The sequence below is a fragment of the Candidatus Zixiibacteriota bacterium genome (assembly GCA_035574315.1).
Taxonomy (GTDB): Bacteria; Desulfobacterota; Binatia; order UBA9968; family UBA9968; genus DATLYW01.
The window spans coordinates 1-13,636 of sequence record DATLYW010000047.1 but is presented as its reverse complement, the minus strand read 5'-3'; the positions used below and the strand labels follow the sequence as shown (position 1 = coordinate 13,636).

The window sequence follows — 13,636 nt, the reverse complement described above, 5'->3', positions numbered from 1 at the left end:
CTACAATAGCGGCCGCGATCCGCCGGGGATCGGGAGCAGGGCCGCATGACGAGCCGGAAGGACTTCCTCGAGCTTTTCCTGATCAGCTTTGCCGCTCTTTTTCTCGAGCTGGCGGTGATCCGCTGGCTTTCCACGGAAATCCGCATCTTTGCTTACTTCAAGAACCTCGCCCTGATGGCGGCGTTTCTGGGCTTCGGCGTAGGGTGCTCCTTCCACGCCCGCTGGCCGACGCTTTTCTATCGCTGGTTTCCCAGGCTTTTGACCTGTCTCGTCTGCGTCATCGCCCTGGCGCCGCTGATGGGGATCACGCACGTGATCTTCGTCGACCCGAGACAGTATTTCCTCCTCGGCAGCGGGTTCGGCGACCACGCCCTGCGGTCGGCGCCGTCCCTTTACAAGACGGCCAAAGCGCTCTTCGTGATCATTGCCGTGTTTTTCCTCACGATGGCTACTTTCGCCGCGCTCTGCTCCATGCTGGGCGAGGTCATGAACCGGCTGAAGCCTCTGCCGGCCTATTCGGTGAACGTTCTCGGCAGCCTCGCAGGCATCGTGGCTTTTTCGCTCGTTTCGTTTCTCGAGCTCCAGCCGACCGTCTGGCTGCTGATCGCCTACGGCGTGCTGGCGTATTTCTTCGTCCGAACCGCGGCCCTGCGGCTGTTCCTGCTTTACAGCGTGGCGGCTCTGGCGGTCACCGCCGCCATGCAAGTAAAGTCGCCGGCATTGTGGTCTCCGTACTACAAGATCACCGCCCGGGTGTTCGGAAAAGGACCGATCGCCGGCGTCCGTATCGCCGTCAACCACGATGGTTTTCAGGTCATTCAGCAGTTCGGGTCCGACTACCGCTCGCTTCTCCGGGAAGCGGACGTCCGCGCCTATCACCGCCACTACGATATTCCCTTTCGGCTGGCCCGGCGGAAGATAGAATCGGTGTTGATCCTCGGGGGCGGCGGAGGGAACGACGCGTCGGTGGCGCTGCGCAACGGCGTGAGCCACATCGACGTCGTCGAGATCGATCCGGTGATCGCCCGGCTCGGTCACGAATTGAACCTGGACCGGCCTTATGCGTCGAGCGCGGTCCATCTGTTCATCGACGACGCTCGCTCCTTTCTGCAGAAGACCCCGCGCACCTACGATCTCGTGATCTTCGCCACGCTGGACAGCCATACCGCGTTCTCCTCGCTTTCGTCGCTGCGCCTGGACAACTTCGTGTTCACGCGCGAAAGCTTGAAGGCGGTCCGGGAAAAACTCCGCCCCGGCGGCGGCGTCGCGATCAACTTTTTCGCGGTCAACGCGTGGCTGTCGCAGCGCCACCTCGACACGCTCAGGGAAGCGCTGGGAACGGAGCCGTTCGCGCTGGGCAGCCGCTCCAACCAGGAAGTTCTGCTGCTGGCCGGCGAGCTGTTCGATCGAAACCGGGATCCGGGGGAAACCGATTACGCTCCGATCGCGACTCCTTTCACCTCGGGCACCGTGGAGCCGGTCTCGGACGACTGGCCGTTTTTGTTTCTCGAGACGCGCGGCATTCCTTTCCATTACCTGCTGCCGCTCTTTCTGATCTTCGTTCTTTCCCTGATTCCGTTTCGTTATTCCCTCCGCGCCGCGGGGCGGGTGGACTGGCATCTGTTCTTCATGGGGGCGGCGTTCCTGCTGATCGAAACCAAGGCGGTGACCGCCCTGGGGCTCCTCATGGGGTCCACGTGGCTGGTGAACGCGCTCGTGATCGGCGCCATTCTGCTGGTCATCCTCGCGGCCAACGGAATCGCCTCGGCCGGAGTCGCGCTTTCGTTTACGGGGCTTTATCTGGCGTTGGCTTCCGCGCTGGCGATCAATTTGTTCTTTCCTTTCGACATGCTCAACCGGCTGGCGTGGGGCCTCAGGCTGGGCGCGGGGGCGGCAATCACGGCCTCGCCAATTTTCGTGGCGGCCCTGATTTTCGCCAAAGCTTTCGCGACGGTGCCTTCGCCGAGCGCAGCTCTCGCCAGCAATCTTTTCGGCGCCCTGGTGGGAGGGCTTCTGGAGTACCTCGACATGTGGACCGGGTTGCGCTGGCTCAACCTGATCGCCCTGGTGCTCTACGGGCTTTCTTATGTCTCGCTTTGGAGACGCTCCGAGGGGTTGAGGGCGGTCCCATCCTTCGATCGGACCGTACCCTCGTAGAGCCCGCTCCGTCGGGTCCGGCGGCGGAATTGCCTTGACAAGAGCGCAACGCCAATATTACAAAGTCGGCTCGCCTGTTGGGACGGCCGGTATTTCAGCCGGGAGCGCGGATCGGGACATGGAACCGGAAACAGTGGAACGGCTGATGGAGACCCTCCTTCAAATGAGGATCAACCTCGCGCACATCGCCGACACCTTCCAGCAGCAAACCGTCGAGATTCGGGACCAGCTCAAGCGGATCTTCGACCAGGAGAAGCGGGAGCTCGATCAATGCGTGCGGCGGATCGATGAAAAGCTCGAGGAATGCTCGGTCCAGCTGGAGCATTACCAGGCGCTTTACGCGAGCCTCGTCTCCATGCAGCACAAGCTCATACTGCTCGGGGCGGAGGACGTTTCCCTTCCGGAGCCTTTGCCCGCGCGCTGCCTCGACGAGGTCGTGGCCTGGCGCTTGCGCGAGCTCAAAGGCCGGGGGAAGATCTGAGAAGCTTCGGCGGCCGGCGCGAGAGCCGGCGGGAGCTATACGGCTTCGGACAGCTCGGGCTCGGCCGTCACGCCAGCCTCTCCTTCACGTTCCCGCTGCGCGTCGCGTGCAAGCGCGTGTCGGGTGATCAGCGCTTCCAGCTCTTCGGCTTTCTTGGTCAGGACGTGCCTTCGCACGGTCGCCGGATCCAGAGAGAGAATGTGGCAGATCCAGATGAAGCTCCCGGGAGAGGTGTCCCGCGAATCGAACCAGGCTCGGGTTCTTCGCTGAAGTCGCGGAGCCTCGCTCTTCGGCATCTTGAGCTTGATCCCCGCGAGGTCCCAGATAGCCTGCAGGAGCACGCGGGACCACAAGACGAGTTCCGGATTCATATCACGCCAACCTCATGTTTTTATCGCGACAGAGAACGATTGCGCGGCGATCGCGAGCGCAACGCACCGGCGGGGGCGGTCTGCTTCGTTAGCAATCGCCACTCGATGCGGTGCTCGCACTGGACGCAGAAACCGCTGATGGATTGTTCGCGGGCGTTGCGCTCGAGCAGGATCACGGCGAACTCGCAGCCGCAACGCGGACATCTGCGGAGCTTGAGGTAACGGATCATGGCTTGCTCTTTGCCTGCGTCGAGGGCAAATAAGCAACCGACATGCCGGATGAAAAAGGGAGCGCCGGCGGCGAAAATGGCTACGGATCGGTGCTTTTTGCGCGCCGGAACGCCCACCACGGGCGGGTCAGTAGGGACAGTTTTTGACAGTCTGTGACATTTTTGGCCGTTGCGCGGGGTGAATCGGGCGGCGCGGCGGACGCCGGAGTGCCTTGAAGGCCGAAGGCCCCTAGGCTATTGATCACAGCGATGGCGCGCCCGGATGGCGAAATTGGTAGACGCACGGGACTTAAAATCCCGAGGACCCGGAAGGGTCCGTGCCGGTTCGAGTCCGGCTCCGGGCACCAAGTACTTGATTTTCCTAGTATCCTGCTTGGGTCTCAAGTCTGGCGTGTCCCGCGAAAGTCGCTACTGTAACTTATCTGTAGCTTATCTGTAGCTTATCCTGTTTCTCGATGTACTCTTGCCGCCGACGAACGGCCTCCCGCAGGACAGAAGGGGAGTATTAGAGGGGGGAAAGGAAGGGGCACGAAAGCGCGCGATCGAGAAGCGCCGGGCCGCGCGGATCGCGCGGTGTCCAGCGCGTACCGAAAGCCCGCGAAAAACAGGCGAATTTTGTCTCGAACCCGCGCTATGTGCGCGGCATGGCGCGGTTTTTCGTGCGTTTTCGGGGTGCGGGTGTCGCGCGGGGCTGGGTAAGTATGCGAGTTTGCACGGGTTTCTCGCGGGCTTTGGTTTTTTCGCCCCAGGACGGTGTGCATAGAACGCGGTCGGCGAAACACGATTTTTGCGACCCACCCCCCCGGTTCGGGCGAAATCGGCTGAGACCTGCGGGTAGCGCGCGGACGAACGACCGTGGTCGATTACCCAGTAACAATAAGCTACAGTTGCGGCTACAGTCACAATTTAAACGCCTGAATTTACTGCTTTTTTCTAGGAGATCTCGGGGATTGTGAATCCCGTGGACCTCTCATTGTTCGCAAACACGATGAATTTGAAGGCGGCCGGAGTGCCGTTGGCGCTGCATGCGTTCGGTCCTGAGGTGCTAGCGCTCATTGGCTAGCCCGACGCCAAGCGGGGAACAAAAAGCTCCCGCACAACCCACAGTTCCCGGACAACAATCGGTCACCCGCGCTAACCCGCAGGACACGCGCGGTACCCGTCTTTGCGCGACGGATCGTGCGAGGGCCACGTGCTTGGTCAGGCCCCTGATTGGCTGACTCTTCCGTGCGGCGCTGTCGGCCAAACTGCGATTTCGTCGGCCGGGCAGGGATGGTCGTATCGGCTGACACCAGCTGAACACTTCAGATCCGGAGTTCTTGATCCGACATCCGGCGCGAAAGATGTCTTGCCCCGACCTTCACGAAGCCGTAAAATTTTGGCCGAAACGGTTTTAGGCCTTTCCCCCGGCGAGCGCCGGTGCCGGGTTTTTCATATCGACTTATGGTGTGATCGAAGCCTCCTTGCAATCGAGGTGCCTCTCTGTCACATGGCGCGCAACGATCAGGTGACCCGGCAGTGGCATCTGCTTCGGCGGCTCGAAGGCTCGAGGGGGCTGACCCTCGAGCAGCTCGTCGACTCCATTCCCGACGACTATCCGCGAAACGCGCGCACGGTGCGCCGCGACCTCGACGCGCTGCAGGCGGTGGGCTTCCCGATCGTCACCGAGCGGAGGGGCGGTCGCACACTCTGGCGCCTCCTCGAAGGCTTTCGGGACATCCCGGCGCTTGGCTTTTCGCCCACCGAGCTGATGGCGCTCACCCTCGGGCGCAAGCTGCTGCGGCCGCTCGAGAGCACGGAGATCCAGTCGGCACTCGATTCGGCGCTGAGCAAGGTGGCGAGCGCCCTGCCGCCCGAGGGGCACGAGTACGTGAGGGGGCTCGAGGAGATCTTTTCGATCGGGCTCGGGCCCCACAAGAATTACCGGGACTACAAGAACACAATCGACCTGATCACCCGGGCCATCGACCGGCGCCGCACGGTCCAGATGCGCTATTTTTCCGCTTCCCGGAACGCGTCCACCCGGCGGGAGGTGGACCCGTACCGCCTCTGGTACGCCGCCGGAGGGCTTTACCTGATTGGCTACTGCCACCTGCGAAAGGACGTGCGGATGTTCGCCGTCGAGCGCATCCGCTCGATCACGCTGACGGACCATCCGTACCAGATGCCGCTCGGGTTCGATGTCGAGGAGTACGTCCGGGATGCGCTCATGGTGATGCGCGGGCGGCGGATCGAGGTGGAGCTTTTGTTTTCCAGGAAAGCCGCGGCGTGGGTGAAGGACAAGGTCTGGCACCACAGCCAGGAAAACAAGCCGCTCAAGGACGGCCGTCTGAAGATGACCCTCAGAGTCGCCGAAAACGACGAGCTGGTGGGATGGATTTTGAGCTTCGGGAGCCAGGTGAAAATGATTCGCCCGGAGACATTGCGTGTGAAAGTACGAGAGGAGGCAAAGAAAATCCTGGGAGTCCCGAAAAGCAGGTACTGAACGTCTCGACTTCGAGGGCCTGTTTTTGGACCCCATCTGTCAAAAATCCATGACCCGATCTGTCACAGCGGGCTGATAAGGCTAGCTGTCGAGGAGTGCGACAGACCGTAATTGGGGCCAACGTCGCTTACTGTAACGCGCGTTTGACGGTTTCGCCTAGATGAAGACGAGAAACCCCAGCATCGTAAGAGGAACAATATATGAGTAGCACCGCAGAAAAGACGACTGCCCTGCTTCGTTTTTTGAGGGACACAGCTACTCTCCGCCGAAAGCGCATTGCAGCTTACGGAGCCGACGATAAGCTTTTGTGGTTTCATGACGTTCCTCGGGACTTGCCCCAAACTTGGAGAGATGCATGCAAATCGGCCTTTATCAGCGACAATCCTGACGAGTTTCCTGATTTGTGGCTCGAGGTTCGTAAGAAGCGTAGGCCCGTACTGCCGCCGCTGCCCACGGAGCTTCAGGACTGGGTCCCGCGGAAGTTTCAGGACGACCCTGGCGGATATCTGGATAAGACAAAAGAGCAACTTCTCGATCTTCTCAATCCGGAGATCACTGTCCTAGTCGAAAAGAGAGTCCAGCATCAGGCCACAGCCCCCGGAGAAAACACCACTGTGGCTGAAAAGGTTCCCGAGGTGCGTCGGCTGGTGGATTACCCGAACATACAGGATGCTTGGCTTGAATATCTCGGAGACCAATGGGAGCCCTGGGCAGAAGAGACGCGTCGGTGGAAGCAGGTCCAGCGCATTTACGAAGATGTGGACTTCATGCGGCGGCGGATTGAGGAAGCAGAGGAGCGCTATGAACTGCGCTTGGCGGTCGGGCTGTTGCAGTGGCGCGATTCGACCGCGACGGCCGTGAAACGCCACCTTCTCACCGCTCCTGCCGAAATCAGTCTGGATGCGGCGCGGGGTATCCTGACAGTAGGTCCGGCTGCCTCTTTCGACGGGTTTCGTGTTGAATTGGACATGCTGGAACTCCACGACCAGCCCAGACTCGATACGGCGGACACTGAAAACCGCTTGGAAGAGCGGTTGGACGAGCTTGACGTTCGCGGTTGGGACAAGACAAAGGTCGCTGAGATCCTCCGGGTCATTGCGAACAAAGCGGCCTCCGATGCTCAAGTCAGCGAAGACGTTTGGACACCGCTCGAACGAGCGGATGCAACATTCCGAGTCAGCTATGCGCCCGCACTCGTCCTCCGTGAACGGCGCCCAACGGCATATGAGGAGCTGATCGGCCGCTTTCTGAAGGCGTCCGAGGGTGAGGCGGCTTTTTCAACGACGCCACCGTGGGACCGTTTCGTTAGCGAGGGTGGACTATCGGGGCCTTCTGGCGGCCTCGGGGTCGATATCAACGGCTCTTGCGGCGATATGGACCGTCGCCTGTACTTCCCGCTTGCGAAGAACGACGAGCAGCGGCGGATTGCAGAGCGCCTCAGAAACCGACCCTATGTGCTTGTTAAGGGGCCACCTGGCACCGGCAAAAGCCACACCATTGCAAATCTGATCTGCCACCTTCTCGCAATAGGCGAACGGGTTCTTGTCACAGCCCACGCACCGAAGGCTCTGACGGTTCTGAGAGATCTGTTGCCAGGTGATATCCGTAACCTTTGCGTTACTGCCTTTGGGTCTTCTCGCGAAGACCATCGCCTTCTGGAGGATAGCGTCCGGGGGATCCTTTCGCGGAAGAATGAATGGATGGGGCAGAAATGGGCACAGGAGGAAATCGACCGACTGGAGAAAGAACTTTGTCAACATGAACAGGAGGCTGCCAGCCTTGATCGGCAGCTCCGTGAATGTCGCGAAGCCGAAACCTATTCTCACAGCCTTCCTGGCGGTTACACAGGGACCGCGGCCCAAATCGCGAGACAGCTTGAGGAAGAACGGGAGACGCACGGCTGGTTTCCAGAATTGGCGGCCGATCAGGACCGCTGTCCGCTGTCGCCCGACGATATTATGTTGCTGGCCGAAGTTCATCCAACCCTGACTCAAGAGCGATTAAACGAACTTACCCTCGATATCGGTGCGTTCGATCTTCCCGACCCGCAGGAGTTCACAGCAGCGATTGAGAAGCTAAGCGCTGCAGAGCGTGAGGCAGAGGGCGCACTTGACGGAGTGCCGGAGCATGAACTGGGCCCGATTCAGAACTGTTCTGACGCAAACCTGGAGGCATGCAGGACATTCTTAGTTAAATTGGAAGAGCTGGTGACACGGGCCAGTCGAACGCTCGGTGATTTGACGGGTGAAATCCTGAAAGACCTTATCGTTGGACAAGATGCTCGGTGGAACCGCCTCGAACGGGAAACCGTTCAGCTTGTTGAAAGGATTCAGATTGCGTGCGAACGGGCCGGCGCTGGGAAATTTGAAATATCCTCAGACACCGGGGACGCGAAGTTGTTGGCCGATACCTGCCGACGGCTTGAGCACTTTAGGAGGGGTGGCCGGCGAGGGTGGGGCTTTCTCGCTCCTCGCATCGCACGCGAGACACGATATATCGAGGAACGCTGCCGGGTTAACGGAGGGGCGCCCCGCGACGAGCGGTCACTGGACATGCTGGCCGGATATCTGGAATTAAGGGAGACCCTCGACCGATTTTATACGGTATGGCCCAAGCCATTAGACCCAACGCCAGGCGATCCTAGGCACGCGGCAGGTCAAGTTTGTGACCTAGTTCAGCAAACCTGCCATCTAACAGAGTTCTTCCGGAAACACGGTCGAGACGCTTTGGAGATAGTTCCCGCCACGACAAGAATAACCCTTTCAGAACACGATGCGCGGGAAAGGTGGTGCCGTTTGATCAAAGCGGAACTCGCCCGTCGCCTCGTACGCCATGCGCGAAGGCCTATCGATGGGTGGGCCGGCGCGATCCGCGGTTCCGTCCATCACAAAGCCCACCCCTGCATGAGTGAGCTTGCACAGGCTATCGAGGCTCGTGATCCGGCAAAGTGGAACCGTGCGTGGACACAACGGGAGAGCCTGAAGACTGAGAGAGATCGCTTTCAGCGCTATCAAGAATTGCTGGAACGTATATACCGGTGTTGTCCTGAGCTTGCGCGTGTGCTGCAACCGACCCGAGGCGATCCCCGGTGGAAAGATCGGTTGCGTCGGCTTGAGCAGACATGGGATTGGGCTGCCACGAGGGCGTGGCTTCACAGGATCACAGACTCCGGACACTACGAGAGGCTCGCTCGCGAGCGACAGCGGTTGCAAGACAGAATAGAGAAAAAGCTCGAGAAACTGGCGGCCGTGAAGGCTTGGCAGGCGTTTTTCTTGCGACTGGACGACCAGACGGAGCAAAACCTCACAGCTTGGACAAAGGCGGTTGCGCGTATCGGAAAAAACACGGGTAAGTACGCCTATCGGCACCGGAGGGCAGCCCGCCGGTATCTCATGTCATGCATCCCGAAGATGCCGGCTTGGATCATGCCCCTCCACAAGCTATGGGAGACGACGGACCCGACACCTGGACTTTTTGATACGGTGATCGTAGATGAGGCGTCGCAGGCGGGAATAGAGGCGTTGGCGCTTCTTCTTCTGGCAAAGAGGATCATCGTCGTTGGAGACGATAAACAGAACAGTCCGGAAGCAGTGGGCGTTCTCGAGGATGATATCGCACGTCTCGCCCGAGATTACCTTCGTGAGTTTCGATTCCGCGACGAGTTTCGACCCGACACGAGCCTTTATGACCACGCTGAGCGTGCCTTCGGCAATTTGATCTCGCTTCGGGAACATTTCCGATGCGTGCCGGAGATCATTCGCTTCAGCAATGAGCTATGTTACACAGACGCGCCCTTGATTCCGTTACGTCAGCCTCCGCCCAAAAGGCTTCCACCGCTAAAAACAAAATATGTGAACGACGGCTTTTGCCAGGGTGAAGGGCAGCGGATTCTGAACCCGGTAGAAGCAGATGCAATCGTTGCAGCGCTTCAGAACTGTCTGGAGGACGATACTTATGAGGGAAAGACAATGGGTGTCATCGTTCTCCAGGGCCATGCTCAGGCCGAGCTGATTGAACGGAGACTGGCTGAGATGCTGGAGCCGAAGGTTCGCGAAGAAAGGCGACTACGGTGTGGGACCCCTGCCACTTTTCAGGGGGACCAACGAGATGTGATCTTCCTGTCGCTTGTGGTAGCGCCTAACCATCATTTCCGGGCTTTGACGGGGCTGCCCGACCAGAGACGCTTCAACGTAGCCATGAGTCGCGCGCGCGATCAGGTATGGCTGTTCCATAGCGTTCAGCTTCACGATCTTAGCCGCGAAGATTTGCGATGGAAGCTGTTAAACTTTTTTTACAACTCGGATCGTCAACCTATCGCTACGCCTTATGAAGAGCTCCTGCGCCTTGAGCGGGAATTGAGACACCGTTCACGAAGGACTGGTGAACAGCCTTCTCCGTACGAAAGTTGGTTCGAGGTTGATGTCGCGCTGGAGCTTCTCCGTCGAAAGTACCGCATTCGGCCTCAAGTAGAGGTGGCCGGTTATCGTATCGATCTCGTCGTCGAGGGACTCGACAACCGACTAGCTATCGAGTGCGACGGCGAAGCCTGGCACGGGCCGGACAGGTTCGACCAGGATATGGCCCGGCAAAGGCAACTCGAGCGAGCCGGATGGACATTCGTTCGTGTTCGGGAGTCGGAATTCTACGCGGCGCGGGACACCTCAATGCACCGTGTCACGGAGGCCTGTGAGGAACTCGGTATTCGACCGATCGGGGAGGACGAGATAGACGAGGAACAAACGGCGGGCACGCCACGGGAAAAGCAGGCGGAAGAGGATGAGGGGTTCGGGGAACAACGAGGCGAAGCCCTCGACAACGGCGGAGAGGATCGTAGGCCGGCGTCGCTATCGGCCTATCCTGAGCTTTCAGAGTTTCCTGACCCGCGGGATGCCTCCCCCATCAACGTTCGGGCAGCTCTGCGTCGCATAATAGAAAGGGAAGGTCCCCTTACGAAGCGTTTGCTCATTAGGCTATACGTAGCCGGTTGTCCCGCGCTGGAACGCGCCAGCAAGAACGTCCGGAGTCTTCTCAATAGGAACTTGTCTGTGATGCAGAGGGCAGGAGAGATCGTCGTTGAAGACGAGCTTGGTGACCGTACGCTTGAGTCGCAAGTTCTTCGGCTCCGTGGTGCGCCTAAGGTCAGGGAAAGATCTGCCGGGCAGAGAGACCTGTTGGAAATCCCGGCATCGGAGATCTTCTTGGTGCTCGACCGTTTGTGTCGCCCCTCGGACGATAGCGCTGAGAATCAGGAACTGCTTTATCGTAGCTTGCTTGAGCATTATGGCTTTTCACGCTTAACGGAGGGCCGCAGGAGGCACTTGACGAAGATTCTCGATGCGTACCGCCGTCGCGGGATGCAGTTGGAAACCGGAGGTAGTACTGACCGCGGGAGGGTTGATGGGTTGGGAAAGCTCTGCAATGGTGCAACGGGGAAAGAGCCCTAGCGTGCATACTTTCAATTCCGCACGCCCGGGGGTCAGCCTGAATACATGACATTTGCACTTTCCGGAACTCGCCTTTTGCCACCTATCTGCAAGATGACGCCTACGATATCAGGACCGTGCAGGAACAGTTGGGAGAAAAAGGACTACACCGATCTCCTAAAGACGATGGTCCTGCCCATCGCGCAGGCATGCATGGAGAAACTCCTGGACGGAAAAATGAAGCCCGAGGAGGTGGCAATCCTCAGGCGGATTTCCCACGACCCTTTACAGTACGCACATGGCGATCTGGACGGAATCCTGGAGGGCAAGATCCGTAACACCACGGAGCCTGACCGTTCATAAGCTCAGGGCAATGACGCCAAACTCCCTACTTTCTGATTTTTGAGTCTTCTCAATCCGACGGTCTCAAGAGAAAACCCATCACACTGCCAGCCTCCTTAAGAAACTTCTAAGTCTTGGCGTGGGTTTTTAAAAAACCTCAGAAAAAAACAATAAAAAACAACGCCGCCTAAGATACTTCTAAGATCCTGAACCTCTATATTCGCCCGCAGAACTTCGGGGCCTTGCGGCCTCAGAATGGGGGGTCCAGGAAAATGGCGGTTATCACCTACAACCTTGAGACGTTAACAGGCAAGCACGGGCGTCATCTGGAAGTCGTTGAGGCGATAGTTTCGGACGGAAGGCTCGTACTGATTCTTACAGACGAGGACGTGATGGAAAAAAAGGACGCACCATTAAAGGGAGTTTTTTACCGCTTGGTTCTACCGTTGGCGGAGGCGAATATCGCCGTGAAAAAGCAGGCATTTGAGCTGGTGAAGGAAAGCCTCAAATTTCCGGTTGATGATGGCTGCGAGTTGAAAGTCAGGACGTGCCATATGCAGGAAAGAAGTGGGTTCCTGGGCTATCTTGGGGACGGTCCGGGGACGACCGCGGCAGAACTGTTTTCCTGGCTTTTTGGGTGGAGGTTTACGTCCTTTCGGGCCTGCTGAAGTGGGGGGTCAGGCCAGCTTAGCCGCCGCCGATTTTACGTGTTGCCAAGGGTCGGATTTGTAGTAAAATCGGCTCGTTTTGCGCCTTCGGCCGCACAGCATTTTTCAGTATACCAAGTCCCAGCCGGCTACCCCTTGTCGGCCACTGGTTCTCGGTCTCGGTAACCCGGCTCTGGGAACCAAGACTGGAGAAAATTTGTAGAGAGAATGAGTCAGGAAACCCTCTCTTTCCTGGATGCTGACCTCAGCCATCACGACATTCAGGCTCTGAACGGGTCGGATGGTATCGCCGCCTTCTTTGCCCGTCTGGGCTACAACACGAATGCGCGGACGTCACAGACCCCAGGAAACCTCGGGATTACCGCTGACGGGACAGTCCGGCCCATTAAAAAGATTGAGCTTATCGCCGACCAGGAGAGTCTTTTTCAGGTCTATCTTTTTGAACTCACGAGCGTCACAGTCTCTCACACTCGCGCCTTGGCCAGGGCGTTCCGCAATCGCGCTGGGAATTATTTATTGATCCTCACAAGCGACTACGACCGGCTCGATTTTGTTCTTCTGGAAAAATTCATACCCGCGGACAAGGGCGACGGCTCCGGCCTGGGAGTAAAGCAGGTAGGTATAAGGCCCAGGGTTCTCTCCGTTGAGCGGGTTAAGCCGAGTCGCCTGGATTTGAGAGTCTTGCGCCGCCTTACCTGGACGGAATCCGATCCGTTCGCTCAGTATGACAAGCTGCTTTCCGTGTATGCCCTGGCCGATTGGTCCGAGGAGTATTTCAACAACCGCGCTCTTTTCTCGGACTACTACCTCAAGGAGCGGCTTAGAGAATTCCCCGCTTGGAAGGAAGACCCAAAACCAGCTTATCTGAAGCTCCGGGAACTCTATCAGGGGGCATCGTCTCGCTTCGCGGCCAAGGACAAGGCCTATCTCAGAAAGGAACTGTTGGAGCCGGTCTTCACAGTCCTGGGATTCAAGGCCGATCCCGGGAGGCGCGCGAGTAGCAGTGACACCGAGCCGGATTACCGGCTCTATCGCGGCGATAATGGCGCAACTTTGTTGGCGCTTTGTCTCGTTTATCCCTGGGAGCGTTCTCTGGACGGGAAAGACGACCGGCGCGACACCGAAACGCGCGACGAAAATCCAGGCGCGGTCGTTGTAAGCCTTCTTGAGAAGGGGGAGGCGCCCTGGGCCATCGTGACCAACGGAAGGCTCTGGAGGCTTTACTCCCAGCGCACCCACTCCAGGGCCACCAATTACTATGAGATCGATCTCGACGAGGCGATCGCCCAGGCAGGCCCTCACGCCGCTGATCCGGCAGAGTCCTTCCGCTACTTCTGGCTAGAACCTATCTCAAAATTAGAAACTCGTGTATCATCGGCGCATGTTGAGACTCAGCGATGAACATTGGGCGAGGATCCGGGAGCATTTTCCCGAGGAAAATATTCCCGATGGCCGTCCCGGACGTAAACCGATTCCTAC

Annotated in this window: 7 protein-coding genes and 1 tRNA gene; 7 read left to right on the top strand and 1 reads right to left on the bottom strand. The window is 58.6% G+C overall.

Annotation, left to right across the window (positions count from 1 at the left end):
- Positions 1-45: 45 nt before the first annotated feature.
- Both VNN77_15765 and VNN77_15760 read left to right on the top strand, forming a co-directional pair.
- Positions 46-2,157 carry a hypothetical protein gene (locus VNN77_15765; protein HXG52854.1) on the top strand — a complete coding sequence of 704 codons (2,112 nt, stop codon included), beginning with the start codon at positions 46-48 and terminating at the stop codon, positions 2,155-2,157.
- Positions 2,158-2,275: 118 nt separating this feature from the next.
- Positions 2,276-2,638 carry a hypothetical protein gene (locus VNN77_15760; GenBank protein ID HXG52853.1) on the top strand — a complete coding sequence of 121 codons (363 nt, stop codon included), beginning with the start codon at positions 2,276-2,278 and terminating at the stop codon, positions 2,636-2,638.
- Between the two features lie 35 nt (positions 2,639-2,673).
- Here VNN77_15760 and VNN77_15755 read toward each other — a convergent pair whose 3' ends face one another.
- Complete coding sequence (locus VNN77_15755; GenBank protein ID HXG52852.1) at positions 2,674-3,009, bottom strand: hypothetical protein; 336 nt, start codon at positions 3,007-3,009, stop codon at positions 2,674-2,676.
- 486 nt (positions 3,010-3,495) lie between these two features.
- Between VNN77_15755 and VNN77_15750 the strand changes: the two genes are divergently transcribed.
- The 5 genes from VNN77_15750 (at position 3,496) to VNN77_15730 (ending at position 13,558) form a co-directional block, all read left to right on the top strand.
- Positions 3,496-3,586 (top strand) — tRNA-Leu (locus tag VNN77_15750).
- A 1,142-nt stretch (positions 3,587-4,728) separates the two neighbouring features.
- On the top strand, positions 4,729-5,724 hold the full coding sequence (locus VNN77_15745) for a WYL domain-containing protein (GenBank protein ID HXG52851.1): 996 nt from the start codon (positions 4,729-4,731) through the stop codon (positions 5,722-5,724).
- Between the two features lie 200 nt (positions 5,725-5,924).
- The gene (locus VNN77_15740) at positions 5,925-11,168 is read left to right on the top strand and encodes an AAA domain-containing protein (GenBank protein HXG52850.1); all 5,244 of its coding nucleotides are present in this window, start codon (positions 5,925-5,927) and stop codon (positions 11,166-11,168) included.
- Between the two features lie 593 nt (positions 11,169-11,761).
- A complete protein-coding gene (locus VNN77_15735; GenBank protein HXG52849.1) occupies positions 11,762-12,157 on the top strand; it encodes a hypothetical protein in 396 nt (131 codons plus the stop codon).
- Positions 12,158-12,364: 207 nt separating this feature from the next.
- Positions 12,365-13,558, top strand: coding sequence for a hypothetical protein (locus VNN77_15730; protein HXG52848.1), 1,194 nt, complete (start codon positions 12,365-12,367; stop codon positions 13,556-13,558).
- Positions 13,559-13,636 lie beyond the last annotated feature (78 nt).

Bases quoted from the DNA above. Each gene is read 5' to 3' on its own strand.
- VNN77_15765 (HXG52854.1), top strand. From the start codon at position 46: ATGACGAGCCGGAAGGACTTCCTCGAGCTTTTCCTGATCAGCTTTGCC.
- VNN77_15760 (HXG52853.1), top strand. From the start codon at position 2,276: ATGGAACCGGAAACAGTGGAACGGCTGATGGAGACCCTCCTTCAAATG.
- VNN77_15755 (HXG52852.1), bottom strand. From the start codon at position 3,009: ATGAATCCGGAACTCGTCTTGTGGTCCCGCGTGCTCCTGCAGGCTATC.
- VNN77_15745 (HXG52851.1), top strand. From the start codon at position 4,729: ATGGCGCGCAACGATCAGGTGACCCGGCAGTGGCATCTGCTTCGGCGG.
- VNN77_15740 (HXG52850.1), top strand. From the start codon at position 5,925: ATGAGTAGCACCGCAGAAAAGACGACTGCCCTGCTTCGTTTTTTGAGG.
- VNN77_15735 (HXG52849.1), top strand. From the start codon at position 11,762: ATGGCGGTTATCACCTACAACCTTGAGACGTTAACAGGCAAGCACGGG.
- VNN77_15730 (HXG52848.1), top strand. From the start codon at position 12,365: ATGAGTCAGGAAACCCTCTCTTTCCTGGATGCTGACCTCAGCCATCAC.